This window comes from Halomarina salina, assembly GCF_023074835.1.
GTDB lineage: Archaea > Halobacteriota > Halobacteria > Halobacteriales > Haloarculaceae > Halomarina > Halomarina salina.
This window is the reverse complement of sequence record NZ_JALLGW010000001.1, coordinates 819,489-844,441: the sequence shown is the minus strand read 5'-3', so window position 1 is coordinate 844,441 and position 24,953 is coordinate 819,489. Positions and strand designations below refer to the sequence as shown.

At 68.5% G+C, this 24,953-nt stretch carries 29 protein-coding genes; 11 read left to right on the top strand and 18 right to left on the bottom strand.

Going from position 1 to position 24,953, the window contains the following annotated elements; genetic code table 11:
- The first annotated feature begins 38 nt into the window (after positions 1-38).
- Both MX571_RS04245 and MX571_RS04240 read left to right on the top strand, forming a co-directional pair.
- Positions 39-212, top strand: coding sequence for a ribbon-helix-helix domain-containing protein (locus tag MX571_RS04245; RefSeq protein ID WP_247414341.1), 174 nt, complete (start codon positions 39-41; stop codon positions 210-212).
- A complete protein-coding gene (locus MX571_RS04240) occupies positions 205-927 on the top strand; it encodes a queuosine precursor transporter (RefSeq protein ID WP_247414340.1) in 723 nt (240 codons plus the stop codon). Before MX571_RS04245 ends, MX571_RS04240 begins: the two co-directional genes overlap by 8 nt.
- Positions 928-954: 27 nt before the next feature.
- On the opposite strand, the gene MX571_RS04235 is transcribed toward MX571_RS04240, so the two are convergent.
- On the bottom strand, positions 955-1,710 hold the full coding sequence (locus MX571_RS04235; protein ID WP_247414339.1) for a 23S rRNA (uridine(2552)-2'-O)-methyltransferase: 756 nt from the start codon (positions 1,708-1,710) through the stop codon (positions 955-957).
- A 67-nt stretch (positions 1,711-1,777) separates the two neighbouring features.
- A complete protein-coding gene (locus MX571_RS04230) occupies positions 1,778-2,422 on the bottom strand; it encodes a hypothetical protein (protein WP_247414338.1) in 645 nt (214 codons plus the stop codon).
- A gap of 189 nt (positions 2,423-2,611) precedes the next feature.
- Between MX571_RS04230 and MX571_RS04225 the strand changes: the two genes are divergently transcribed.
- A complete protein-coding gene (locus MX571_RS04225; protein ID WP_247414337.1) occupies positions 2,612-3,355 on the top strand; it encodes a DNA polymerase sliding clamp in 744 nt (247 codons plus the stop codon).
- Between the two features lie 40 nt (positions 3,356-3,395).
- Here MX571_RS04225 and MX571_RS04220 read toward each other — a convergent pair whose 3' ends face one another.
- The 3 genes from MX571_RS04220 to MX571_RS04210 form a co-directional block, all read right to left on the bottom strand.
- A complete protein-coding gene (locus MX571_RS04220) occupies positions 3,396-4,676 on the bottom strand; it encodes a DUF2268 domain-containing putative Zn-dependent protease (protein WP_247414336.1) in 1,281 nt (426 codons plus the stop codon).
- Between the two features lie 57 nt (positions 4,677-4,733).
- A complete protein-coding gene (locus MX571_RS04215; protein WP_247414335.1) occupies positions 4,734-5,321 on the bottom strand; it encodes a DUF7474 family protein in 588 nt (195 codons plus the stop codon).
- Positions 5,322-5,701: 380 nt separating this feature from the next.
- Positions 5,702-6,358 (bottom strand): helix-turn-helix domain-containing protein, encoded by a 657-nt coding sequence (locus tag MX571_RS04210; RefSeq protein ID WP_247414334.1) that lies wholly within the window; start codon positions 6,356-6,358, stop codon positions 5,702-5,704.
- Between the two features lie 207 nt (positions 6,359-6,565).
- On the opposite strand from MX571_RS04210, the gene MX571_RS04205 reads away from it, so the two are divergent.
- Positions 6,566-7,555 carry a DNA primase large subunit PriL gene (locus tag MX571_RS04205; RefSeq protein WP_247414333.1) on the top strand — a complete coding sequence of 330 codons (990 nt, stop codon included), beginning with the start codon at positions 6,566-6,568 and terminating at the stop codon, positions 7,553-7,555.
- A 219-nt stretch (positions 7,556-7,774) separates the two neighbouring features.
- Here the strand turns inward: MX571_RS04205 and MX571_RS04200 are convergent, their stop codons facing one another.
- Positions 7,775-7,975, bottom strand: a complete 201-nt coding sequence (locus tag MX571_RS04200; RefSeq protein ID WP_247414332.1) for a DUF7472 family protein — start codon at positions 7,973-7,975, stop codon at positions 7,775-7,777.
- Positions 7,976-8,186: 211 nt separating this feature from the next.
- Here MX571_RS04200 and MX571_RS04195 point away from each other — a divergent pair, with 211 nt between their 5' ends.
- On the top strand, positions 8,187-8,894 hold the full coding sequence (locus tag MX571_RS04195; protein ID WP_247414331.1) for an SWIM zinc finger family protein: 708 nt from the start codon (positions 8,187-8,189) through the stop codon (positions 8,892-8,894).
- A gap of 39 nt (positions 8,895-8,933) precedes the next feature.
- On the opposite strand, the gene hjc is transcribed toward MX571_RS04195, so the two are convergent.
- The 4 genes from hjc to MX571_RS04175 form a co-directional block, all read right to left on the bottom strand.
- Positions 8,934-9,356, bottom strand: coding sequence for a Holliday junction resolvase Hjc (gene hjc, locus MX571_RS04190; RefSeq protein WP_247414330.1), 423 nt, complete (start codon positions 9,354-9,356; stop codon positions 8,934-8,936).
- A 150-nt stretch (positions 9,357-9,506) separates the two neighbouring features.
- The gene (locus MX571_RS04185; RefSeq protein WP_247414329.1) at positions 9,507-10,904 is read right to left on the bottom strand and encodes an adenosylhomocysteinase; all 1,398 of its coding nucleotides are present in this window, start codon (positions 10,902-10,904) and stop codon (positions 9,507-9,509) included.
- 267 nt (positions 10,905-11,171) lie between these two features.
- The gene (locus tag MX571_RS04180; RefSeq protein WP_247414328.1) at positions 11,172-11,837 is read right to left on the bottom strand and encodes a hypothetical protein; all 666 of its coding nucleotides are present in this window, start codon (positions 11,835-11,837) and stop codon (positions 11,172-11,174) included.
- Between the two features lie 172 nt (positions 11,838-12,009).
- Entirely contained in the window at positions 12,010-13,317 is a 1,308-nt protein-coding gene (locus MX571_RS04175) for an amidohydrolase (RefSeq protein ID WP_247414327.1), read from the bottom strand.
- A gap of 607 nt (positions 13,318-13,924) precedes the next feature.
- Here MX571_RS04175 and hisG point away from each other — a divergent pair.
- Positions 13,925-14,776 carry an ATP phosphoribosyltransferase gene (gene hisG, locus MX571_RS04170; RefSeq protein WP_247414326.1) on the top strand — a complete coding sequence of 284 codons (852 nt, stop codon included), beginning with the start codon at positions 13,925-13,927 and terminating at the stop codon, positions 14,774-14,776.
- A gap of 27 nt (positions 14,777-14,803) precedes the next feature.
- Here the strand turns inward: hisG and MX571_RS04165 are convergent, their stop codons facing one another.
- The 3 genes from MX571_RS04165 to MX571_RS04155 are packed head-to-tail and all read right to left on the bottom strand — an operon-like array spanning position 14,804 to position 16,751.
- Positions 14,804-15,769 carry a CPBP family intramembrane glutamic endopeptidase gene (locus MX571_RS04165; RefSeq protein ID WP_247414325.1) on the bottom strand — a complete coding sequence of 322 codons (966 nt, stop codon included), beginning with the start codon at positions 15,767-15,769 and terminating at the stop codon, positions 14,804-14,806.
- 7 nt (positions 15,770-15,776) lie between these two features.
- Positions 15,777-16,151 carry a DUF7473 family protein gene (locus MX571_RS04160; protein WP_247414324.1) on the bottom strand — a complete coding sequence of 125 codons (375 nt, stop codon included), beginning with the start codon at positions 16,149-16,151 and terminating at the stop codon, positions 15,777-15,779.
- Positions 16,152-16,187: 36 nt separating this feature from the next.
- Positions 16,188-16,751 (bottom strand): TATA-box-binding protein, encoded by a 564-nt coding sequence (locus tag MX571_RS04155; RefSeq protein WP_247414323.1) that lies wholly within the window; start codon positions 16,749-16,751, stop codon positions 16,188-16,190.
- 123 nt (positions 16,752-16,874) lie between these two features.
- Here MX571_RS04155 and MX571_RS04150 point away from each other — a divergent pair, with 123 nt between their 5' ends.
- Positions 16,875-18,005, top strand: a complete 1,131-nt coding sequence (locus MX571_RS04150) for a methyltransferase domain-containing protein (protein ID WP_247414322.1) — start codon at positions 16,875-16,877, stop codon at positions 18,003-18,005.
- 25 nt (positions 18,006-18,030) lie between these two features.
- On the opposite strand, the gene MX571_RS04145 is transcribed toward MX571_RS04150, so the two are convergent.
- Together MX571_RS04145 and MX571_RS04140 are read right to left on the bottom strand one after the other, a co-directional pair.
- On the bottom strand, positions 18,031-18,501 hold the full coding sequence (locus tag MX571_RS04145) for a pyridoxamine 5'-phosphate oxidase family protein (RefSeq protein ID WP_247414321.1): 471 nt from the start codon (positions 18,499-18,501) through the stop codon (positions 18,031-18,033).
- A 119-nt stretch (positions 18,502-18,620) separates the two neighbouring features.
- Positions 18,621-19,400: a YihY/virulence factor BrkB family protein gene (locus MX571_RS04140; protein ID WP_247414320.1), complete on the bottom strand. Its 780-nt coding sequence runs from the start codon at positions 19,398-19,400 to the stop codon at positions 18,621-18,623.
- 114 nt (positions 19,401-19,514) lie between these two features.
- On the opposite strand from MX571_RS04140, the gene MX571_RS04135 reads away from it, so the two are divergent.
- The 3 genes from MX571_RS04135 (at position 19,515) to MX571_RS04125 (ending at position 21,041) form a co-directional block, all read left to right on the top strand.
- Positions 19,515-20,177, top strand: a complete 663-nt coding sequence (locus tag MX571_RS04135) for a helix-turn-helix domain-containing protein (protein WP_247414319.1) — start codon at positions 19,515-19,517, stop codon at positions 20,175-20,177.
- 71 nt (positions 20,178-20,248) lie between these two features.
- Positions 20,249-20,662: a DUF7344 domain-containing protein gene (locus tag MX571_RS04130; protein ID WP_247414318.1), complete on the top strand. Its 414-nt coding sequence runs from the start codon at positions 20,249-20,251 to the stop codon at positions 20,660-20,662.
- Positions 20,663-20,693: 31 nt separating this feature from the next.
- Positions 20,694-21,041: a HalOD1 output domain-containing protein gene (locus MX571_RS04125; protein ID WP_247414317.1), complete on the top strand. Its 348-nt coding sequence runs from the start codon at positions 20,694-20,696 to the stop codon at positions 21,039-21,041.
- Here MX571_RS04125 and MX571_RS04120 read toward each other — a convergent pair.
- The 3 genes from MX571_RS04120 to MX571_RS04110 form a co-directional block, all read right to left on the bottom strand.
- Positions 21,038-22,033 carry an AAA family ATPase gene (locus tag MX571_RS04120; RefSeq protein WP_247414316.1) on the bottom strand — a complete coding sequence of 332 codons (996 nt, stop codon included), beginning with the start codon at positions 22,031-22,033 and terminating at the stop codon, positions 21,038-21,040. The genes MX571_RS04125 and MX571_RS04120 overlap by 4 nt on opposite strands.
- 102 nt (positions 22,034-22,135) lie before the next feature.
- Positions 22,136-23,053 (bottom strand): DUF4382 domain-containing protein, encoded by a 918-nt coding sequence (locus MX571_RS04115; RefSeq protein WP_247414315.1) that lies wholly within the window; start codon positions 23,051-23,053, stop codon positions 22,136-22,138.
- A gap of 310 nt (positions 23,054-23,363) precedes the next feature.
- The gene (locus MX571_RS04110) at positions 23,364-23,912 is read right to left on the bottom strand and encodes an SHOCT domain-containing protein (RefSeq protein ID WP_247414314.1); all 549 of its coding nucleotides are present in this window, start codon (positions 23,910-23,912) and stop codon (positions 23,364-23,366) included.
- A gap of 88 nt (positions 23,913-24,000) precedes the next feature.
- Here MX571_RS04110 and rnz point away from each other — a divergent pair, with 88 nt between their 5' ends.
- Positions 24,001-24,921: a ribonuclease Z gene (rnz, locus tag MX571_RS04105; protein WP_247414313.1), complete on the top strand. Its 921-nt coding sequence runs from the start codon at positions 24,001-24,003 to the stop codon at positions 24,919-24,921.
- The last annotated feature ends 32 nt before the right edge of the window (positions 24,922-24,953 follow it).

Below are 24,953 nucleotides of genomic sequence, written 5' to 3'. Positions count from 1 at the left end.
ACCGACAGGTTTTGGCGGTCTCTCGCCCACCACCGGACATGCCGAAGATAAGCGTCGAGATCCCACAGGAACTCCTCGACGACCTGGACGACCACGTCGGCGAGGACGGCAAGTTCGTCAACCGGAGCGACGCCATCCGGGCGTCGATTCGCAAGACGCTCGACATCCTGGACGATATCGACGCCCGCCACGGCCGGTTGGACGATGAGTGAGGGCCGAGGGGCGCCGCTCCCGGTCGCCGCCGTCGCACTGGTCGCGCTGTTCGTCACGGCGCTCGTCACCGCGCAGTTGACCGCGTCGAAGATACTCCAGTTCTCGATTCCCGTCTCGCTGCCGGTCACCGGGTCGGCGCTCGTGCTGCCCGGCGCGGCGCTGGCGTACGCGCTCACGTTCTTCGCGTCGGACTGCTACTCGGAACTGTACGGCCGCCGCGCGGCGCAGGCGATGGTCAACGTCGGGTTCGTGATGAACCTCGTCCTGCTGGCGCTCGTGTGGAGCACCATCGCCGCGCCCGCGTCCCCGACCAGTCCCGTCGACGCGGCACAGTTCGAACGGGTGCTGGCGGCCTCGACGAACGTCGTCGCCGGGAGCCTCCTCGCCTACCTCGTCAGCCAGAACTGGGACGTCGTCGTCTTCCACCGCATCCGCGAGGCGACCGACGGAGAGATGCTGTGGCTCCGCAACGTCGGGTCGACAGCGACCAGTCAGGCCATCGACACCGTCATCTTCGTCGGCGTGGCGTTCGCCGTCGCGCCCGCCGTCCTCGGCGTCGGGCCACAGTTGCCCGCCTCGGCGCTCGCGTCGCTCGTCGTCGGCCAGTACCTGCTGAAACTGCTCATCGCCATCGTCGACACGCCGTTCGTCTACCTCGTCGTCCGGGCGGCCCGCAGTCGCGGGGTCGCGCCGCGAGCGACGCCCGGCGATTGAGAACGGCCGCTCCACGTCCCGGCGGTTCTACTCTACCTTCTCGGCGAACCCGAACCGCGCCTTGATGTCGGTGACGCGGACGGTGACGGTGTCACCCGCCTCGGTGTCCGGCACGAACAGCGTGAACCCCTCTATCTTCGCGATGCCGTCGCCCTCGCTGCCGACGTCCTGAATCTCGACCTCGACCTCGTCGCCCTCGCGGACCGGTGCGGTGAGGCGGCGCTTGGCGACGAGATAGAGCTCCGACGACTCCTTCCTGGAGGCCTCGGGACGCACTTCACGGACGTACCGGAACTCGCGTTCGGCGTCCGACTTCAGGTCCTGCAGGTCCGGCCCGTCGAACACCTTCGCGACGAAGTCGCCGCCCGGCGCGAGCACCTCCATCGCCGTCTCGAACGCCTGCCGCGCGAGGTGGACCGAGCGGGCGTGGTCGAGGTTGTACTCCCCGGTCATGTTCGGGGCCATGTCCGAGAGGACGACGTCCGCCTCCCCGACCCGCTCGACGAGGTCCGCCCGAACCTCCTCGTCGGTCATGTCGCCGCGGACCGTCTCTACGCCGTCGATGTCCTCGATTCGCTGGAGGTCGACGCCGACGACGGTCCCCGTGTCGGCGAGTTCGCTGGCGACCTGGAGCCACCCGCCGGGGGCCGCTCCGAGGTCCACGACGGTGTCGCCGTTCTCGACGAGGTTCGACTCCTCGTTCAACTGCTTGAGCTTGTACGCCGCGCGAGAACGGTACCCCTGCTGCTTCGCGCGGTTGTAGTAGTCGTCCTTGCGCGTCATTTGGCCCGCGTAGGCGGTTCGACCGGATACGCCCTTCGTTCGGTGGTCGACTCGCCCAGCGGTCGGGTCACTCCTCGTCGCTTCCGCGCCGGGCGAGCCCGTACGCGCCGCCCAGCACGCCGCCCACGGCCGCCAGCGGACCGAATCCGGGGCCGATGGCGTCGGAGCCGCCGCCGCCACCACCGCCGCCGCCGTCGCTCTCACGGCTGAAGTCGTAGCTCACGGGGTTCTCGCTGGAGCGGATGTTCTCCAGCTGGATGCCGAGGAAGCCGTCGGCACACTGGGACTGGTTGTTGATGATGAACAGGTCTCCGGCCCCGAAGCTGGTGTCCTGCGGGAGGTACGCCGAGGACGGGATGACCTCGTAGGAGTCGCTCTCGCTCGTGTTCACCGTATCGACGACCTGCGTCTCGAACACCAGCGGGGTCGACGGCGACCACCCCTCGACCGTACAGCCCCCGATGTCGCCCACGCTGGACTGTTCGAGCTGACTGTCGAGTTTGAGCATGAAGCCGGTGTAGTCCTCGTCGGCGCTTATCTCGCCCGTCTCGGGCATGATTGCCGGAACCGCGACCTTGTCGCTTCCCCCGTCCCCACCACCGCCGTCGTCCTGCGCCGCGGCGATACCCGACCCGGCGGTGAGGCCGACGACCGAGGTACCGACCGCGCCGAGCAGTCGACGACGAGTGACCTGACGGTCGCTCTGACTCATGGTCGACACGACTCGCGGCTCCCGTTTCACTGTTGGGCCAGCACCTGAGCGCCGCGCGCCGGAGTACCGACGTGGGACCGCCCAGGAGGGCGAACGGTCCCCGCTCGTCGTGCGCTCGGGCGGGTCGCGCACGCCTGCGCGCTGGCGCGAATCGTTTATGTTTTTAACCCATCACGGGTAACCGTTCGTATGTTCAAGGCTATCGTGAGCTCGGGGACGCTCCGGGCGGCGCTCGACTCCGTCGGCGTACTGGTCGACGAGTGCAAGATCCGTCTCGACGAAGACGAGCTCACGATTCGGGCGGTCGACCCCGCGAACGTGGGGATGGTCGACCTCTCGCTCTCGCCCGACGCCTTCGAGTCCTACGAGACCGACGGCGGCGTCATCGGCGTCGACCTCTCCCGACTCGAAGAGATGGTGAAGATGGCGAGCGCCGACCAGCTGGTCCACCTCGAACTCGACGAGGAGACGCGCAAACTCCACATCAGCATGGAGGGCCTGGAGTACACGCTCGCGCTCATCGACCCCGACTCCATCCGCCAGGAGCCGGACCTCCCGGACCTCGACCTCGCCGCCGAAATCGTCCTCGAAGGCAGCCACATCGACCGTGCGGTCAAGGCCGCCGACATGGTCTCCGAGCACATCGTCCTCGGCGTCGACGACGAGGAGGACCACTTCTACGTCGAGGCACAGGGCGACACCGACGACGTGCACTTCGTCCTCGACCGCGAGGACCTCATCGACCTCACCGCGGGCGACGCCCACTCGCTGTTCAGCCTCGACTATCTGAAGGAGATGAACAAGGCCATCCCGAAAGACGCGGAGGTCACCGTCGAACTCGGCGAGGACTTCCCCGTCAAGATGCACTTCGACATCGCGGAGGGCCAGGGCAACGTGACGTACATGCTCGCGCCGCGCATCCAGAGCGACTGAACGGCAGTTCTTCTATTCCGTCTCTCACAGCCCCTGCCTCCTAGTTGTACCCCTCGGGAGCGTCGACGCGGACGGTCCCGTTCCCGACGCTCACAGAGACAGTCTCCACGAATTCTTGCTGACCGACGAGGAGCGTGGTCGAGCGCTCCGAGGTCCGTTCGAGGCGGACCGTCGGCGCGTCCGGGTCCTCCGCCCGCCCCTCGACGTAGCGCTCGGCCGCCGCGAGGAACTCGTCGGCCTCGGTCTCGTTCTCCCAGTAGAGCGTCCAGACGTAGCTCCTGTTCCCGCCGTCTCGCAACGCGAGTTGCGTGTCTCCCTCCCAGCCAGCGGCGGCGCTCGTCGCGACCGAGTGGTTCAGTTCCGTCCCGAGCGCGACCCGCGTGAACAACTCGCCGCGAGTGTCCCCGACCCGGTCCTCCTCGGACCAGGACGTGTTCACTACCGCGTTGGGAACGGGCGGGCGCGTTTCCGTCTCGCGTGAGTAGCCGTGGAGCACCTGTTCGGTCGACCACGGCGGCGTGTCGTACACCGCCGAGAGGTTCTGCGGCGAGTCGACGCGCTGGTCGACGTAGCGTGCGCCGTAGCGATACCGACCCATCAGCAGTTTGAGGGCTGGCGACGCCTCACCGTAGCGTTCCCGGAGCGTCGTCGTGTAGTTCGCCTGTCCCGGCAGGTACCGGTCGATGTAGACGTCCTCGGTGTACGTCGCCGCGCCCTCGATGAGACTCGCTTTCGCCTCTCTGGTGTCGAACGTCGACGGGTAGTTCGGGTCGATGTTCGACCCCGGTTCTCCGAGCAGGACGTGCGTGAACTCGTGTGCGAGCACCGGCTCGATCTCCGCGGCCGTGTGATTCGCGCCGACGTAGAGCACGACATTCGTCCCGGAGGCAAAGCCGCCGACACCGTCGCCCTCGATGGATCCGGTGATGCCGAGCGACGTCGCGAACGGACCCCAGACGTCCTCTTCACCGTCGAGTGGGAACGCGCTGGGGTCACGAATCGATACCGAGACCGTGGCTGCTCGGTCCTCCTCGACGGCGAGCAGTCGCTCGACGCGCTGGTACGTCACGTTCGGGTCGAACGGGAGGTCACCACCGGAGACGGTGACGGCGTTCGTCGACGCGTTCGCCGACGAGTTCGTGGTCGACATCACCGGGTCGGGAGAGGTAGGTGACGTCTCGGTCGGTGTTTCTGTCGTCGCTTCGACCGTCGCTGGTGGTGTGGCGGGAGTCACCGTCTGCGTCGGTGCGGTCGTTCCGCCACACCCAGCGAGCGCTACGGCGAGGAGGAGGGTCAGGGCGAGCAGGGACCGTCGGGTCATCTGTCACCAGTCGTGGAGGAACGCAGGTAGTCGTTTCGGGGCTGACTGGTTCCCGACTCACAGCGACCGGTCGATGACCGCCTTCGCCGCCCGCGCCTTCTCCTTCCAGCCGTAGCCCTGGTCGTAGACGTGGCGCTTCGAGTCGACGAGCTGTTCCGGAGAGGCCTCCTCGAACCCGCCGCGTTTCCACGTGCCCGACTCGTGGAGCCACGCGACGACCTGCTCGCGGGTCTCCTCCCAGGAGAGGCCGACCATCTCGTAGTAGGCGATGATAGCGAAGACGGCGTTGTCGTGGGTGCCCGGCACCGACCCCTTCTCGTACACCGTCCGAATCGGCTCCTGGGTCGGTTCGGACACCTGCTCCTTGAACTCCGCCGCCGAGCGGAGTTCGAGCGCGCCGCCCTTCGTCTCCTTGAGGCGCTGTTCGTGCCGGAGTCGGCTCAGCACGGCGGAGTGCAGCGGGTCCCACGGTCCGTCGGTCGCCTCGCGGATGCGTCCCTCTCGCTTGGCACCGTCGCTGAGCGCCACGAGGACGTCGGTGTACGCCCGTTCGACCTCCGGCCAGGGCGTCCCGTCGAACCGGCAGTCGGGGTCGTGCAGGCTGTTGGTCGAGCGACAGTCCGGACAGGGGTAACGGAACCGCACGCGTCGTGATTGTCGTGGTGTGATAAATGTCGTTCGGGTCGCGAGACGAGAGGCCACGACGTTCGACGGGACCACACGAGGTCCGGGCCTCGCCTATCGATCGAGACGGCGAGGCCGGGACGCGCATCGACCACCGTCGGCACGGCAGGCGACAGGCGGTCGGTGGCCCAGGGGAACGCGACACGAGGGGGAAAACCGTGTGTCCGCTCCCCAGACGGCGTGCGACGAGCGTCGGAGACTCGTCTCGGTTCCGGAGTACCGTGACCGGGCCGTCGTTCGGGCCAGTACTCCTAGGCGCAGGAGGGGCGAAATCGTGTCGCATGGCCCACCCAGCAGGAGCGGTGTGGCAGAACCGAGACCCATCGACCCCGTCGGCGCACTCACTTGGTGTGTCCGGTCCCGTCGAGCGTGTTCTCCGTGAGAGCGATGATGGCTCGGCGGAGGCGTTCGGTGACCGCCTGGTCGGAGATTCCGAGTTCCTCGGCGAGTTCGACCGTCGTACGTCGCCGCGGGATGTCGTAGTACCCCGACTCGACGGCGAGCACGAGCGCATCGTACTGGCTCTCGGTCAGCCCGTACCGCGGGTCGTCGTCTGGCTCGTTCGACCGTCCGATTCGCGCGACTGAGAAGTGGATACGGGCGTTCTCGCAGTGGGTCTGGAACCCCGACAGCGCCTCGTGGGAGGGGAATCGGAGCTCGAACGTCCAGGATTCGGGAGTGGCCGTCGCCCTCAGAACGTGTGCTCGCTCGCGGTGGATGGCGTCGAACAGGTGGTCGCCCGTCGTGTCCCAGTCGAGTCGGTAGAGGGCCCGGCCGCTGAACCGGTCGAGCGCTTCGAACCCCCGCACACTCGGATGGTTGGCGACTCTCTCTTCGAACCCCTGGGTGTCCGAGGCGTAGACCCAGACCAGCGGCACTGTCGACTCCCCGACGGGGACGACGCGGTCGAGTTCGAGTAGCATCCCCTCGGACAGTTCCAGTACCCGGCCCAACTCGAACTGTTTCGACTGGATGCTGAGTTCTGCGACGACACTCATTTATGAGAGACTACTGGGTGGAGTACTGCTGTACGCAAGTCCGGCCGACTTGGTATACCAAGCATCTCGTTGCCCATCTTCTCTCCCTCTACGGAGAGCCAGACATTAACTTGCATGCCTGACCGAGACACCCATCGCTGGGGGAGGCTCACGGCGACCGAACCCACTGACCGCCGTACTTATCGGCGCGCGCCCGATGGAGCGAGTATGGACGCCCACCACGCGCGCTACCCGTTCTTCGAGAGCGCACGCCAGGCGGTGGGCGAGGCGGACGTCGACCTCGTCACGCTGGTCCGCGAGGGCCACCCGGCGGTCGAGCGTGGGCGCGAACGCGTCCAGCGAGCGCTCGTCGCGGGCGACGTCGAACAGGAGAGCGACCAGCGCGTCGACGCCCGGACGGAGGTGCTGTCCTACCCCATCGCCCGCGTGCTCGTCTCGCTCGTCGACGCTCCCGGTGCGGTCGAGAAGTACGCCGCCAGCGAGGCCGCGACGGCCCACGAGCGGTTCGTCGAGGAGTTCGAGCGCGGCCGGCAGTCGACGCTCGGCGGCGACCCGCTCACCGTCGAGACCGTCCTGCGCGAGTTCGACCTCGCGAGCGTCGTCCGCAGTCGGGACGACGACTACCGCGTCGCGGTCGGGACGTACCTCGACCTCGCGCCGAGCGGCGACCGGTGGCGACTCGTCACCCGCGAACTCGCCGACGGCTGGGTGACGGTCACCCGGCGTGACCTCTACGACCTGCTCGAACGCGCCATCGAGCGCCGGGTCGCCGAGGGTCTCCCGCTGACCGTCCCCGACGAGATAGCCGACCCGCTGGCACCGGTCGTCCGGGACGTGGAGTCCGCGCTCGCCACCGCGACCTACCCCCGCTCGTTCGACCGCGTCGACCCCGGTTCGTTCCCGCCGTGTATGCAGCACCTGCTAGAGCAGGCACGGAGCGAGGACGAGGACGCGCTCTCGTCGTCCGGTCGGTTCGCGCTCGTCTCCTTCCTCGCCGCACTCGGTATGGACGCCGACGCCGTGACGACGCTCGTCGGAGCGACCGACGACTCGCTGGCCTACGCCGCGGAGCGACTCGACGGCGGTCTCTACCCGCCCCCGAGCTGCGCGACGATGCAGGCGTACGGCGACTGCGACGAGGAGGGCTGTGCCGGATTCGACCACCCGCTGGAGTATTACGCTGCGGCGTTGGAGTAGCGAGATTCGGAGTGAGCGAGCGCAGCGAGCGAACGAGAATCTCGGCATACGAACGGCGACTGAAAGGAGCCGTGAGGAGTAGCGAGATTCGGAGTTCCCGCGAGTGGAACGAGCGGGAGCACGGAAGACGAGCGGGAGCGAGTCTTCCGGAGCGAACGAACGCTAGCGAGTGAGCGAGAACCGCGAGAGTCCGAGGAGCACCGACCGGGTCGTCGCGCGCTACTGTCGGGCGAGGAAGAACGCGACGACGGTCAAGAGCACGACGAACCCCGCTATCGCGCCGATGAGTGCGAACGCGCCGTCGCCGGAGAGTCCGTCCGAGTTGTAGGTGCTGCCGACGAAGACGACGGCGGCGATGAAGAGTCCGACGGAGACGACGGAGACGGCGATTTCGGTCACTGTCTCCCGGTCCAGAGCCATACCCGCCGATTCCGACGGTCACAGCAAAAGCCCTTCGAAGCGCGCTCTCGGTCGCCGAGACCGTGCATCCAGGGTGACGCTCGACCGAACCGGCCGAGCACCTCCATTCTACCCGAACTCCGCGGCCAGGCAGGTGCGAGCGAGCGGTTGATACGTCTCGGGGACCTACGTTTCCTGTGGAGCGGAGCGGACCGTCTCCCGAACCAGAACCATGACGCCACCAGAACACACACCAGCGTCACAGCGACGAGCGCTCGCCCCCGATACGAGCCGTCTCGACCCGCGCGCCGCCCGCGCGTGGACCGAGAAGATGGCCGTCACAGCCATCGGCGGCGGCATATACGAGATAGAGAGCGACAGCGGGCACACGTACGCAGTCGACCTGCTCGACGGGAAATGTAGCTGTCCGGACCACCAGATGCGCGGCGAACGCTGCAAGCACATCCGCCGAGTTGCACTCGAAATAACGGGGGGAAGAGTCCCCGCTCCGGGCCACCGTGCTATCGAGTGTCTCGCCTGCGGTCGCGACGCGTTCGTCCACGAGGACGACCCGGCGGTCTGCGACGACTGTCGCCTCCCGTCGGGGACGACGGTCCGTGACCGCGAGACGGACGCGCTCCTGGTCGTCGTCGAGACGACCGACGACCGCGCCGACGAGGTGACCGTCCCGCGGCAGGGGACGCTCGCCGACTTCGACGGCGGAGACAGCGAGGAGACGACCGTCGCGGACTACCCGAACAACCGGTACTACCCGCGTGACGACCCGGTCGTCCGGGCGGTGTACCCGTTCTCGGGCGACCCGGACACGCCGTTCGCGGACCTGCGGAAGTACTCGTTCCCGCTGTCGCGACTGGACCGCGTCGCCCCCCGACCGGACCGCGACCCGACCGATGCGGGCGAGTACCTCGCACCGGCCTGAGCGGCAGCGGTCACCGCCGAAACGTTCGTTTTCTGCGCCTCAGTCGCCCGAGAGCTTCGTCTGCGCGCTGCCGCCGGTCAGTTCCTCGATGTCGGTCCCCTCGGCGAGCGCCGTCTCCTGCTTGACGCGGTAGTTGCCACCGTCGGTGACGTAGAGGTCCGCGGGGTGGAAGAAGAACCACTCCTCGCGGTCGAAGCGGACGCCGATACGCGGTTTCGCACCGAAGTTCTGCGAGAAGTAGACCAGCGCCTCGACCTCTTCACCGGTGAGATAGATGGGTCGTCCGTTGGATGCCTTCGCCTCGATAGCGTAGAAGACGTCGCCGTTGCCGGCGAGGACGTCGGGGAGTTCGCGGTCGGTGCTCGACCCGCTCGCGGGGGCACGCATGACCGCGAACCCCCGGTCGTGGAGTTCGTTGACGAGTTCCCGCTCGCGGCGGTCCCCCTTCCTGTTGCCCGGCATGTGCCTGCTTCTCGGCCGGAGCGGCTTAAGCGCGTGGAGAGCGCGGTGAAAGTAGCAGAGGGCGACGGGGTAGCGGGAGTGTTGTGAGCGCGCGGTGAGGAGCGAGCCACGAGGGGCTCCGAAGCGGCCGATTCGAGGAGTTTCGAGCGCTTACGTCCCGTGCTGCCAGTCGTCCATGTACTCGACCTGTTCGTCGGTCAGGTCGTCGATGCCGATGCCCTCGGCGTTCAGCTTGATGCGCGCGACCTCGCGGTCGAGCGCGTCGGGGACGTCGTGGACGCCCGCGTCGTAGTCGCGCTCGCCGACCGGCGAGAGGCCGGTGCCGCGGCCGAGTCGGTCGCGGACGCGTTCGGCGATGCGGTCGCCGAGGCCGCCCTTGTCGGCGGCGACGAGTTCGCGGACGCAGACGGCCTGGACGCCGAAGCTCTGGTCCATCACCTCGACGGGGTGGCCCAGCGAGAGCGGTCCGGCGAGGTTGACGAGGCGGCCCTCCGCCAGCACGTTGAGGCGGCGGCCGTCCTCCAGTTCGTACTCGCGGACGCCGTCGCGGACCTCGCGCTCCTCGGTCGCCATGTCGGAGAGGTCGTCGAGGTTGACCTCGATATCGAAGTGGCCCGCGTTGGCGAGGAGGACGCCGTCGGGCATCGCCTCGAAGTGCTCGCGGGTGACGACGTCGCGGTTGCCCGTCGTCGTCAGAATCACGTCGGCCTTCTCGGCGGCCTCCTGCATGGAACAGACCTCGTAGCCCTCCATGTGCGCTTCGAGGGCGCGCCGGGGGTCGACCTCGGTGACGATGACGTGGGCGTTCTGCCCGCTCGCCTTCTTCGCGACGCCGCGGCCGCAGTCGCCGTAGCCCGCGACGACGACGTTCTTCCCGGCGTACGAGAGGTTCGTCGTCATGGCGATGTTCGCCAGCGAGGACTCGCCGGTGCCGTGGACGTTGTCGAACAGCCGCTTCATCGGCGTGTCGTTGACCGCGAACACGGGGTAGTCGAGCGCGCCGTCGCGGTCCATCGCCCGCAGGCGGTGGACGCCCGTCGTGGTCTCCTCGCAGCCGCCGATGATGCCGTCGATGAGGTCGGGGTGCTTCTCGTGGATGCGCAGGACGAGGTCGCCGCCGTCGTCGACGGTGACGGTGGGTTCGAGGGCGATGGTCGCCTCGATGGCCTCGTAGTACTCCTCGTCGTCGACGCCGCGCTTGGCGTAGGAGTCGATGTTCTCGTTGGCGTCGAGCGCCGCGCTCACGTCGTCGTGGGTCGACAGCGGGTTACAGCCGGTGATGGCGACCTGCGCGCCCCCCGCGGCGAGCGTCTCGGTCAGTGCCGCCGTCTTCGCCTCGACGTGCATCGCCATGGCGATGCGCTGGCCCTCGAACGGCGTCGACTCCTCGAACTCCTCGCGCAGCGCGGCGAGGATGGGCATGTGCTGGCGTGCCCAGTCGATCTTCTTGCGCCCCGACTCCCGTGCGGCCGCGAGGCTCTCGAAGGCGACGTCCGACTCCTCGTCGGCGGTCGCCGTCGTGAGGTACTCGCTGACGGTCTCGGTCATGGTCCGAACGTCCGAGGGTGACAGGAAAACGCTACCGCTACGCGGTCGTGAGAACAGTGTGAGCCAGTGGCGTCGTGGGGACGCGAACTGGCAGGCAGCGTCGTGGGGACGCCGACCAGGTGGCAGCGCCGTGGGGACGCTGCCAGAACAGTACCGCGACGCCGTGGGGACGTCGCAGGTGGACCAGCGGCGTCGTGGGGACGCCGACTGGCTGCCGACGGGTGGAGACGTCGGCGACGAAGATCGTCTTTCGGGGGGCTCGTCTCGCTACTTCTTCCCCCGGTTCTTCTTCGCGTTCTCGTTGCGGTCCGTCTCGTCGTCGTCGTTCTTGTCGTTCCCGTTACCGTTGCCGGCGTGAGCGGGGCGGCCGCGGTCGTCGTCCGCCGACCCGTTACCCGCATCGTTGGGACCCGCGGCCGTCGGACCGGCGTGGTCCGGTCGGTGGTCCGCGCCGGGGTTGTTCTCGGTGACGAACTCGGAGACGATCTGGCCGAGCGACGTGTTGCCGTCCGTTCCGGCGTTCTTCAGCTGCTGGACGAACGAGGAGACGCGCTCACCGAAGTTCTTCGGCTCGCCGTCGGCGACGAGCGTCGCCGTCGTCGTCACCGTCTGGTTGCCGTACTCGGCAGCCACGGTGATGGTGACGTTCTCCTCGGGCGTCGCGAGGTCGACGGTGCCGTTCGGCCCCGTCGTGTAGTCGCCGACGCCCGCGTACGTGGAGTTGTTCACGACCGGTGCCTCGACCGCGACCGAGGCGTTCTCGACCGCGCTCCCGTTGTCCGTGACCAGCACGGTCACCGAGTCGGACTGGCTCACGTCGACCGCGAGCCCCTCACTGGTGTCACTCTGGAGTGCGGCCGCGCCCGTGGAGAGCGCACCGACCACGAGTAGCGCCGTCGCGAACGCCGCGAACAGTCTATGATTCCCTGCCATTGCGTTCGATTCCATGAATGATATGGAGATAAGTCAGTCTGGTAGTTCGAAGGGTTCCCCACGGTTCACGACGAACGAACGGAGGTCCGAGGGAGCGTTAGAACGTTCAAACGTCGCTCTCGTCGTTTATCTTGGAATCGTGACTATCCGTTATCTAAGACACTTCGCAGTGCTACTCCGCCCGCGAGACGAGGTCGAACGCACGCTCCTCGGCCGCCTGCCGGACCGCCTCGGCGTCGAGCGTCTGGACCTCGCGGTCGCGCATCAGCACCCGCCCGTCGCAGACGGTGTGGCGCACGTCGCGTCCCGACGCGGCGTAGACGAGGTGACTCACGAGGTCGTGGGCGGGCGTGAGGTGCGGGGCGTCGAGGCCGACGACCGCGAGGTCGGCGGCCGCGCCCGGTTCGACGCTACCGCCGGGGAGGCCCGCGACCGTCGCACTGCCCCGTGTCGCCATGCGGACCACGTCCGGGGCGGCGACGGCGCTGGCGTCCTCGCTGGCGAGTTTCCCGACCATCGCGGCGTCGCGCATCTCGCCGAACAGGTCGAGGTCGTTGTTCGAGGCCGCGCCGTCGGTGCCCAGTCCGACCGGGACGCCCGCGTCGAGCATCGCCTGCACGGGAGCCATCCCGCTGGCGAGTTTCATGTTCGAGGCCGGGCAGTGGACGACGCCACCGCCGGCCTCGGCGAGCGCTTCCACCTCGCTCGCGTCGCTGTGGACGCCGTGGGCGAGGAAGTCCCGTTCCTCCGACTCCGGGTCGAACAGACCGACTTCGCGGGCGTACGCGACCGGTCGCACCCCGCGTTCCTCGACGATGGGGTCGACCTCGTGGGCCGTCTCGTTGACGTGCAGGTGGACCGGGACGCCCTCCTCGCGGGCCTTCGGGACGTACTCGCGGAGGATGTCCTCGCGGACGGTCGTCAGCGAGTGGGGCATGAACGCGGTCCGGACGCGGCCGTCTGCCGCCCCGTCGAACTCCCGCGCGACGGCGATGGACTCCGCGGCGTCCTCGTGGGCGGCCTCGTCGTCTTTCCCGACGGTGACGACGCCGTGACCGACGCGGGCGCGCATCCCCGACTCGTCGATGGCGGCGACGACGTCGGGCACCTCGAAGTACATGTCCACGAAGCCGGTGGTGCCCGAGCGAATCATCTCCAGCATCCCCAGTTTCGTCCCGGCGGCGACGTCCTCGGGCGTCAGTTCTGCCTCGGCTGGCCAGACGTCCTCGCGGAGCCACGATTCGAGTGGCTTGTCGTCGGCGTAGCCTCGAAGCAGCGTCATCGCGGCGTGGGTGTGGGCGTTGACGAGACCCGGCATCACGAGCGAGTCGCTCGCGTCCAGCGTCTCGTCGGCGCTCGCGCCGACCTCGGGGTCGACATCGACTATCTCGCCCGACTCCCGGTCGACCAGTACGTCCGCTTCCTCGATGCGCAGGTCTGGTCGTAGCACCTGCCCGTCGACGACTCCGAGCGTGGTCATGTGGGCGGGTTTTCGCGGTGGCCGTGTCAGTGTATCGGGTCTAGGTGTTGGATGTGTCTTCTGCGTCAGGGACTCGTGAGTGAACGAGAACGGAAAGCCCTCGCACTCTCGTGACTCCGGGGCTCGCTGCGCGCTTCACTCAGCTTCGCCTCGTTCCAGTGCTTACGTCGCCCGGGAGCCAACGAGAGCGCTCGCCCTTTCATCCGCCAAGGCCGCACCGCGCCTACCCGACTCCGTCGGCCGCGCACGAGCGCGCGGCCAGCCGTTTCGGTTGCGGTGGCCGGGAGCGCGTGTCGCGCCAGCGACCGCGCGACTCGGGGAACGGCAGGGCTGCCAGTTCCTGGCGGACTCGAAGGGCGAGGCCCAAGGACGACGCACGACCCGTCAAGCACCGCAGCGAGCGACGCGAGCGAGGAGCGCAGGCGTGGTCGCGCGAGTCCCGCGAGCGAAGCGAGTGGGACGACGGAAGCCGAGTGAAGCGAGGCTTCCGGTAGTCGTTGGGCCGAGGGCTTCGGAGATATCCTCGCCCTAGTCGTCCTCGCTCGTCACACCACCACCAGATCCTAGCGGCGAAACACACAACCTCTCTCCACTGCACCAGACACCAATGCGAATCGCCGTCCCCAACAAGGGCCGCCTGCACGAGCCGACCATCGAACTGCTCGAACGCGCGGGCCTGCACCTCGTGGACGGCGCGGACCGGAAGCTGTACGCAGACACCGTCGACCCGGACGTCACGGTGCTGTTCGCCCGTGCCGCCGACATCCCGGAGTACGTCGCCGACGGCGCGGCCGAGTTGGGTATCACGGGCCTCGACCAGCAACGCGAGTCGGGCACCGACCTGGCGGACCTGCTCGACCTGCAGTTCGGCCAGTGTCGCATCGTCCTCGCCGCGCCCGAGGAGTCGGGCGTCGAGTCCGTCGCGGACCTCGCCGGAGGAACGGTCGCCACCGAGTTCCCGCGCATCACCCGCGAGTTCTTCGAGGAGGAGGGCGTCGACGTGGACATCGCCGAAGTGTCGGGCGCGACGGAACTGACGCCGCACGTCGACATCGCCGACGCCATCGTCGACATCACCTCGACGGGCACGACGCTCCGGATGAACCGCCTCGGGGTCGTCGCCGAGGTGATGAGTTCCTCGGTGCGCCTGTTCGCCCGGCCCGACGCCGTCGGGAGCGAGAAGGTCGAGCAGGTCCGGACCGCACTCGACTCGGTCATCGCCGCCAGCGGGAAGCGCTACCTGATGATGAACGTGCCCCGGGAGAAGCTCGACGCCGTCGAGGACGTGATTCCGGGTCTCGGCGGTCCGACGGTGATGGAGGTCGCAGGCGAGGACAGCGAGATGCTCGCCGTCCACGTCGTCGTCGACGAACGCGACGTGTTCGAGACCATCGCCAGCCTCCGCGAGGAGGGCGCGAGCGGCATCCTCGTCACGGAGATCGAGCGGCTGGTGGAGTAGTCGCAGCGCTCGCAGTTCGACGTCGTCTCACCGTTCGTCGTCGCCGTCGCTCCGCGCTCGACCGTCGAGCCAGTCGTCGAGCAGGGTGGGCGTCGTCGCCCACGCCAGCGCGTCGGGCAGTCGAATCGACAGGCTGCGCGCGTAGGCGACGACGGCGAACACGCCCGCCACCGACGCGCCGAGGCCGACGAGGCTCGCCTCCGGGCCGAACGACCCGCCGGTGACGAGTTCGGGTCCGGAGCGAGCGGTCGCCACGAACGTCGCGGGCGTGGCGATGCCGCTGACGGGGAACCCCCAGACCGCGCCCTGGAAGAGGTTCCAGGTGACGTGGACGCCGACGGGGAGCGCGAGGCTCGTCGTGCGGACGTACGCGACGCCGAGGAAGACGCCCGCGGCGGTGATGCCGAGCGTGCTGGCGAGCGTCGCGCCGGGGTTCGCGCCGTGGAGCGCGCCGAAGACGGCCGCCGAGACGAACACGGCGATGGCCGTGGCGAGGCGGTCGCCGAGCGTGCGGAACCCCTCCGCGACGTTCGTCAGGAGCCACCCGCGAGCGAAGAGTTCCTCGTAGAACCCGACGACGAGGAAGAGCCCGAGCGTTCCGAGCCAGTCGGTGAGGTCCGGGACGCCGACCTGCGTGATTCGCGCCCAGCCGCCGCCGACGAGCACGACGAACACGCCGGTCATCAGCAGTGCGCCGAGGGCGAGACCGGCGGCGAGGTCGACCCCCCAGCGACGGTCGGCGGCGAGGCCGAGGTCGCTCCACGTCCGGTGGTCGACCTCGCGGGCGACGAAGAGGATGCCGAGCGTCGCGCCGACGCCCACGGTGACGACCTGCCCGCCTCGCCCCACCTCGCCGACCAGGCTCCCCAGGAGCGAGACGCCGCTGAGGGCGACCAGGACGCTGGCGAGGACGATGAGGACGCTGCCGACGGCGAGTCTGATGGTCATCCGGAGTCGACCGTCGGCGGCGCGGAGGGGGCTGTCGGCGCTCATCTGGGGCTCACAGGAACGAGATGATGTTGTAGACGGCGAGGCCGAGCGCGAACGAGAACGCGAAGTACAGCAGCGTCAGCATCGCCGCGCTGGACCACCGCAGGCGGTACACCAGGTGGATGGCGAACAGCGCGGCGAGGAACGTGAGCACGATGAAGACGGCGATGGGGATGTCCCGGCCGCCGATCTGCCCGAGCTGGAGCAGCATCGAGAACAGCGCGGGGGCGAACGCGGCCGTCGCCGCGCGCTGGGTCGGTACCTCGCCGAGGAAGAACGTCGCCGCGAGGTGGAGTGCGATCGAGTAGAACAGCCACGCGGCCAGAAACGTGACCACGATGGCCAGCACGCCGCCGCCCGTCACGTCCACCTGCGCCGGAATCATACGATGATGTTGCGGTCGAGCGGTTTGTAGCCTGCGTTACCCGTCGAGCAGACCGAGGTCTTCGAGCCGGGAGACGATCTTGTCGACGGCGTGCTCGGCGTCGACCGGCTGTTTGCCGCCGGTGATGACGAGCTTGCCCGACCCGAACAGCAGCGCGACGACGTCCGGTTCGTCGAGGCGGTAGACCAGCCCCGGGAACTGCTCGGGTTCGTACTCGATGTTCTCCAGGCCGAGGCCGATGGCGATGGCGTTGAGGTTGAGCGTCCGCCCGAGGTCGGCCGAGGTGACGATGTTCTGGACGACGATTTCGGGGTCCTCGTCGACCTGAATCTGGAGGTCACGGAGCTTGTCGAAGACGATGCGCAGGCTCTCGTGGACGTCGTCGGTCGACTTCGCGCCCGTACAGACGATCTTCCCGGAGCGGAAGATGAGCGCGGCGCTCTTCGGGTTCTGGGTGCGGTAGACGAGACCGGGGAACTGCTCGGGGTCGTAGTCGGCCCCTTCGAGGTCCATCGCGACGCTCTGGAGGTCCAGCTCCTGGCCGATGCCCGTCGAGGCCACCACGTTCTCGATGTTGATGGTTTCCTTGGGGTCGGTCATTGACACGACTTAAACCACGTATTTAACCTTTATAAGTGTGTGGGGGTCGCACTGACAGGTCCCGTTTCGTGGTTTTTCCGGGGATACCGGCACGCTCTTGCCCGCCCCCGGACGAGCGCGGATGTGTACGTGCTGGAACTCGGTGGCGAGGACGACCGGTTCGCCCGGCGCGAGGCGGCGAGCGCCTGCAGCGCCGTCCGACCGCTCGCCGCCGGTCTCGCCACCGCACGCGGCGTCACCGACCGCGTGCGGACGCTCGCGCTCACCCACCGCGCGAGCCGACTGGTCGGGAGGACGCGCGGCGAGGGGCGCGAGGGGGTGACCGTCGCCGACGCGCGGACGCTCCTCGACGCCGCCAGCATCGAGCGCGAGAGCCTGCCGGTCGTCTCCGACCGCGAGGGGCCGCTCGACGACGGCACCGTCGCGGTTCGCGCGAACGACGTGCGCGGCCTGACGGACGTCTCCACCCAGCAGGTCGAACGCGAACTCGGGAGCGTCCTCGTCGAACGCGGGTTCGCGGTGGACCTCGACGACCCGGACCACGAACTGCGGGCGCTGTTCGCCCGGGTGGCGGGCGACGACGGCCGACGCTCGAACGACGGTGACGACGCCGAACCCGGCGAGACGGTCTGTGCCATCGGCTGGCTGGCCGAGCGCACCGACCGCGGCTTCGGCGAGCGACTCCCCAGCGACCGGCCGTTCTTCCAGCCGGGGAGCATGGACCCGATGTACGCCCGAGCGCTCGTCAACATCGCTGGCGCGCGTCCCGGTGCCCGGGTTCTGGACCCGATGTGCGGGACGGGCGGCGTGCTCATCGAGGCGAGCCTCGTCGGCGCGGACGTCGTCGGCAGCGACGCCCAGTGGAAGATGGTCCGCGGTGCCCACGAGAACCTCTCGGCGGCGCTCGGCGGCGCGGGCGAGTCCACCGACGGAGACGCTGGCGACGGCGTCGGCGACCCACCGGTCGACTTCGACGTCGCCCGCGCGAACGCGACCCGTCTTCCGTTCGCCGACGACTCCTGCGACGCCGTCGTCTTCGACGCGCCGTACGGCAGACAGTCGAAGGTCGTCGGTGACCTCGAAGACCTCGTGACCGAGGCGCTGAGCGAAGCGCACCGCGTCGCGCCGCGCTGTGTCCTCGTCGCCGACCGCGAGTGGGACGAGGCGGCCGAGGCGGCCGGCTGGACCGTCGAGGACCGGTTCCGTCACCGCGTCCACCGCTCGCTCGACCGGTACGCGCTCGTGCTGGCGTGACGACCCGTCAAGACCGTTCCGTTCGTTACTCGTAGACCTCCTCCGTCCGCTCGATGCCCCGCACCTCGTCGGGGGCGAGTTCCCAGCCGTGGATCGCCTCGACCGCGTCGGACCGCTCGAACGCCCGCAGGAACCACGCGTTGTCGTCCATCGTGTCGACGAAGTGGCCCCACTCCGCCTCGTCGTCGCGGTCGAGCGACCCGACCGGCCCGGTGACGGCGACGCTCCGCCAGTCGAACCGGCCGCGGACGTCCGTGACGAGGAGTCTGACCGTCGCACCGTCCTCGACGTACTCCAGTTTCGTCGGGTCCGGGCTGTCTTCGATGAACCCGAAGTAGACGTGGTCGCCGTCGTACCCGAACGACATCGGGAGACTGTACGGCGCGCCCTCGCGGCAGAGCGAGACGATGCCGTACCCTCGGGACGTCAACAGCGCGTCGACGTCGTCTCTGCTCATCGGGACGCCCATGAACTGACCGTATGGATTACTGGACATCGCTGACCATCGTGTCCGTTCACGGTCGACGGCCACAAACGTTCGCACAGTTGACACGAATTCGTACCGTCTCGCCGCCGTGGGCTTCGGGGGACCGCCGGCATGTGGGACCGACAGAGCTAGCTACTGCCGACGGACCTGGCGGCGGCCTCGGCGTTGACGACGATGCCGACGAGCAGGACCGAGGCCGACAGGTAGAGCGCCGTGAAGATGACGACGACGCCGCTGAGGACGCCGAAGACGGCGTAGCTCCCGGCGTTGACCGCGTAGAAGTGGATGCCGGTGTGGATGATGGTCCAGCCGAGCGAGGCGATGGTCGCGCCGGGGACCGCGGCCCGCGGCGACGTCACCACGGTCGACGGGACGTAGTACAGCGGGAGGAAGACGAACGAGAGGACGACCCACAGGCCGACGAACGCCGAAACCTGATTGAGGGCGTTGTTCGGCGGGAGTGCGAAGAAGATACTCGTCGCACCCACGGCGAGGATGGCCGCCCCGAGGCTCCCGAGGACGACGACGGCGTCGCGGAGCCAGTGGCGGACCGTACTCTCGATGCCTCCCTCGATGCGCTCGACGACCGTCCGGACGTCCCCGACGAAGTTCGCCCCGCTCCAGGCCAGCACGAGCACGGCGAGCACGCCGGAACTGGTTCGCTCGGAGCCCGTCGCTATCGACTGGTTGACCAGTTGCCGCACCGCCGGAGTGAGAAACTGGGGAGTGGCCCGGGACAGTTCGGTGGCGAGTCGCGGACCGACAGCGACGAACACCAGCAACAGGAGCGGGACGAACGAGACGAACCCGTAGTACGCGAGTGCCGCCGCCGGGTACCGGAGTCTCTCCGCCAGCGTGACCCGGGCGACGGCCACGGCGAGTCCGACGCCATCGGCGAGTCGGTCCATACGGGGGTGTCGTCCGGTCGTGGCAAATAGCCCGCCACCTGCCTCTGCCACCCGAGTACCGCGACGGGGGTCGCCTGCTGAACTGTTATCCCCCGCCCGGACGGAACTGGCCCCATGACCATCATCGCGGAGTTCACGCTCGGGGCCGACGAGTTCATCCTCGGGCAGGTGCTGTCGCGTGACCCGAACACGCACGTCGAGATAGAACGGGTGGTTCCCGCATCGCGGCGGGTGATGCCGTACATCTGGGTCCACGGGGGCGACCTGGAGGAGTTCGAGGAGACGATTCGAGCGAGCGAGCACGTCAAGGAACTCGCGGCGCTCGACTACGTCGACGAGAGTGCGCTGTACCGGGTCGAGTGGGAGGAGGAAGTCGAGAGCCTCATCCACGGGATGGCCCAGACGGACGCCTCGATTCTCGAAGCGCGCGGGAACGAGGAGTGGTACTTCCGCATCCGGTTCGACAGCCACACCGGACTGACCGCGTTCCACAACTACTGCGTCGACCACGACATCCGGTACCGACTCGAGAAGGTGTACTCGCTCGTCGAAGGCGAGGCGGAGGGCCACCTGTTCGACCTCACGCCCCCACAGCGCGAGGCGATACTACTGGCCCTCGAAGAGGGGTACTTCGAGATACCGCGGCAGGTGACGCTCGCCGAACTGGCGACCGAACTGGACATCTCCGAGCAGGCGCTCTCCGAACGGGTCCGTCGTGCCAACAACAAGGTACTCGCCAACGCACTGCTCAGTCAGTCCGTGGCCGACCTGCAGTGAGTCGTTCCGTATATAATACCCTTTAGCAGACTGGGCGAATTCCGATACGTTCCTTTCCTACAATTGCTTCTATGGGGGATACCATCACCGCGACGGACTCACCCGAAGTGTGGGACGAACTGTACCGGATTCTCGCCGTCCACCGACGGCGACGAGTGCTCGACGCACTCCGGCGAACCACCGGGGGGACGACGGTCGACGAACTGGTGGCTCGCCTGGCCGAGACGGCGGCCTCTGGCGATACTCCCCCGGACCGCACCCAGTTACGCCTCGAACTCTCGCACGTGGACCTCCCGATGCTCGACGAGGCGGGGCTGGTCGACCGGAACCCGGAGTCGGGCCGCGTCTCGCTCACCGGTCGTGCGAGAGCGTTGCCGCTGTTCAGCGCACTCCAGAACGGACTGGTCGGGACCCCACTGCGGACCGGACGGCCGTCCGCCGACGTTTCGACCCCGGACACCATCGTCGAGGAGGAGAGCGACTGAGCGATGGTCGGAGTACGAATCGGGGGATGGGATGAACTCCGGGGGGCGTGACGCCGTCGAGCGCTCGGGTGAGCGAGTCGTCTGGGTCGCCAGTGACGGCCTGTCGCCGGGGCTCGTCCCGGCGCTGCTCTCCTGTCTCGCGGAGGCGATGGAGACCGACGTCGAGGCGGCCGGGACGGTCCTCGACGAGGCGATAGACTCGGTCGTCTTCGAACGGGTGTACACGCAGATATACGACGGCAGCGCTCGGTTCGAGGGCCGGGTGACGTTCCCCGTCGGGGAGTTCGAGGTGACCATCACTACCGACGGCCGAATCGAGGTCACCCCGTCCCGACGCGGGTCGGGGCCGGTCGACGACGCCTCCACCTCGACCCGCTAGCGACCCAGTTCTGCGAGCAGGTGGGCGAGGTGGATGCGGTCGCTCGTCCCCTCCGCGAGGTCGAGGTCGACCTCGCCAGCGAGGCGGTGGAGTTCGGCCAGTTCACGACCCGACCGGCGTGACCGCGAGACGCGCAACAGGTCGTCGAGTATCTCTCCCCCGTCGTACCCCTCGTCGACCAGCAGGTCGTCGAGCGTCTTCCGGGCGTCCGAGAACTCGCCGTCGAGTGCGGCGTCCAGCATCTCCTCGACGCGGGCGGTCAGGCCCAGTTGACCGAGCGCCTCGTAGGCGGTCTGCATCGTCAGTTCGCCCTCCTGCTCGACGGTCGTCTGTGCGCCGAGGATGGCCCGTCGGACGTCCCCCTCGGCGTAGCCCGCGACGTACTCGATGCCGTCGTCGTCGTACTCGACGTCCTCCGCCTCGACGATGGGTTCGAGGACGCCGACCACCTCGTCGTGGGTCGGCGCGCGGACGGGGACGTCGAAACAGCGCGAGCGGATGGGCGGGATGAGCTTCGATGGCTGGCGCGTGGCGATGACGAACTGCGTCGTCCGGTGGTGGCGCTCCATCACCCGGCGCAGCGCCTGCTGGAAGTCCTCGCGGATGGCCTCGGCGTTGTCGAGCAGGATGGTCCGGTAGGACCCAGAGACGGGAGCGTAGCTCGCGGACTCCTTGAGGACGTGGTTGATCATGTCGCGTTTCGACATGCGCGAGCGGCCGACGAGGAACCGCTCGAACCGGGGGTCGTTCTTTATCTCCGTCTTCCGCCGGGAGAAGAAGTCGTCGACGTTCAGTTCGACGTAGTCGTTCTCGCTCTCGTGGGCCGCGTCGGCGAGCGCGCGGACTCCGGCGGTCTTGCCCGACCCCTTGGGTCCGTAGACGACGACGTTCATCGGTTCGTCGACGGCCCGCCCGAGCGCGTCGCGGACCCCGGCCTGTGGGAGGTCCTCGAGCGACGGCGCGTGCGTCTCGGTCCACAGCGGGGCGTCCATGGAGGAGGGTGCCGACCGACGGCTATCAATCGGTCGGTCTGCGGCGTCCGACCGGGGAGACGGGAGGCGAGCGACGGCTGTTACGTCGTGCGTTCCGGCCGCTCAGCCGAACACCAGGTGCGCGTCGACCGACGCCGAGCCGTGTTCGACGCGCAGCGTGGTCTCACCGCTCGACGGGAGCGTCACGTCGAGCGCCCCGTCGGCGTCCGTCGTCCCCACCGATTCGCCGTCGACGAGGACCCGTGCGCCCGTCACCGGGGCGTCGTCCCTCGTCGCCCGGACGGTCACCGTCTGTCCGGGTGCGGGCATCCCGTCCACGTGCAGTTCGAGGTCCTCGCTCGTCCTCGCTCCGGTCCCCGACTGATCGCCGACGTTCGCGCCGGCGGCGAGCGGGGTGTCGACCGTCGCGTCGACGAGTCGGACGGTCCGGTCGGTCCCGGACTCGCTGGCGACCGGTTTCAGCACGAACCGCCCGCTGTCGCCCGCGTCGACCACGGTGACGTCGAAGACGAACTCGACCTCGCTCCCCGACTCGACCGTGAACCGGTCGTCCAGTCGCAGTCGGTCGCTCGGCAGCGTCACGTCGACGCGCTCGCCGTCCTGCAGGGTCCCCTCGGCCGCGGCGACGTCCAGCCGGACGGCGCCGTAGTCGCCGCTCGCGACGGTGAGGTTCCCGAGGCGAGTCGCGTTCTCGCCCTGCAACCGGGTCAGGTCGACGGTGACGTTCTCGACGGCGTGGCGCTCCCAGTCGTCGGTCGCATCGGTCGCGTCGGTCGGCAACCCGCTCCCGGTGACGTTCGTCGCCGTCGTCGCGGCCTCGGGCGACTGCTCGGCCGTCCGGAAGGCGACGCCCGTGACGGTGACGTCGAGACGGGAGAACTGGTCGATGGCGTTCCGCTCGTCGCTGACGTACAGCTGTACCGTCCCGGTCTCCTCGGCGTTCGTTCCGGGGAGCGTCGCGGAACAGCCCGCGAGTACCAGCATCGAGACAACCAGCACCGCGGCTGCCGCTCGTTTCATTACGGCCCGAGATAGTCACGGCTTCGTACATAAGCTGTGTGGCTATACCGAGTCGGACGACACCGCCGTAGTACTGCGGTTTCACGTGAATTTCGGTCGGTTTACTGACGTGTCGTTCTCCGAATCCGACTCGTTCGCCCGGTGCGAGTCGGCGGGTGGAAAACGGCAGTATTGGCCGCATCACGAGGTTGCAGACGGTCGAATCGGACGGACAGTCCGCCGTCGGTTATGGCGGAATCCTCACGCACACGACTCGCGCCGTCGCCAGACGGTGGAATTCGGCTCGACGGCGGCGTGTGCCGTGCTACCGCTAACGGTCCCCCGCTCGCTCCCGGTGGCGCTCTCGTTCGCGCCACTCCTGGGCGTTCTCGGGGGTGTCGGTCTCCAGCAGGCGGTCGAGTTTCGCCTCGAACTGCGCGTCGGTGAGGTCGCCGTTCGCGTAGCGCTGCCGGAGCGTCTCGATGGCGTCGCGGTTGTTCGTCTCGGCGTCTGGAACGTCGTCAGCGCCGGTCTGTCGGTGGGTGTCGTTCTCTCGTCGGTCTCGCCCCTCTCGTCCGTCTCGTCGAGGGGTGCCCTCGAACGTCCGCTCCATCCGCTCGCCGAACCGTTCCATCCGGTGGCCGAACCGCTCCATCTCGCGTTCGAACCCGCTCACGAACTCGCCGTCGCCGTCTCCGTCGTCGTCCTCGACGCTGAGCAGGATGGCCGCGATAGGGAGGACGACGGCGAACCCAACGACGAAGACGAGGTAGAACGGGACGCCGGGGAGGACGTCCATGAAGAGGTCCAGGAAGCCGAGACCGAGGATGAGCATCGGCAGTATCGCGATGACCTTCTCGCGCCACGACTCGCCAGTCATACTACCGAGAGACGATTTGCCGTGAAAAAGCTTCCCGCACGTCGGGCGATTCGACACCGCTATCCGACGCCCACGGCGAATCGGGAGTATGCACGTCACGTTCCTCGGGACCAGCGGGGCCATCCCGACGACCGAGCGCAACACGAGTGCGGTCTGTCTGCGGCGGGAGGGCGAGCGGTTCCTGTTCGACGTCGGCGAGGGGACCCAGCGCCAGATGATGCGCTTCAACACCGGCTTCGACATCTCGCACGTCTTCCTCACCCACCTCCACGGCGACCACGTCCTGGGCCTCCCCGGCCTGCTCCAGACCTGGGACTTCAACGAGCGAGACGAGGCCCTCGCCATCCACACGCCCTCGGGGACGAAACCCGACGTCGAGGACCTGCTCTCGGTCGCCGGGACGCGGCCCTCCTACCCCGTCCGCGTCGACGAGGTGTCGCCGGGGGCGGTCGCCCTGCGCGGCGACGAGTTCGAGGTCCGTGCGTTCGAGACGGACCACCGAACCACGTCGGTCGGTTACGCCCTCGTCGAGGACGACCGGAAGGGCCGGTTCGACCGCGACCGCGCCGAGGAGCTCGGCGTCCCGGTCGGCCCGAAGTTCTCGAAGCTCCACGACGGCGAGTCCGTCGAACTGGAGGACGGCACCGTCGTCGACCCCGAACAGGTCGTCGGCGACCCACGACCAGGCCGCCGGGTGGTCTACACCGGCGACACGCGCCCCTCGAAGCCCGTCGAACGCGCCGCCGAGAACGCTGACCTGCTCATCCACGACGCGACGTTCGCCGACGAGGACGCCGAGCGCGCCCCCCAGACGGGGCACGCGACGGCCCGCGGGGCCGCCGAACTCGCCGCTCGCGCCGGCGTGAAGCGACTCGCGCTCACACACGTCTCCTCCCGGTACGGCGGCTACGCCGGCCACCTCGGCGAGCAGGCACGCGAAGCGTTCCCCGAGGCGTTCGTCGCCGAGGACGGACGGGAACTCGACGTGCCGTTCCCCGACGCCGAGTGAACCGCGGACGGCTGACCACCGTCGCGTCCGTC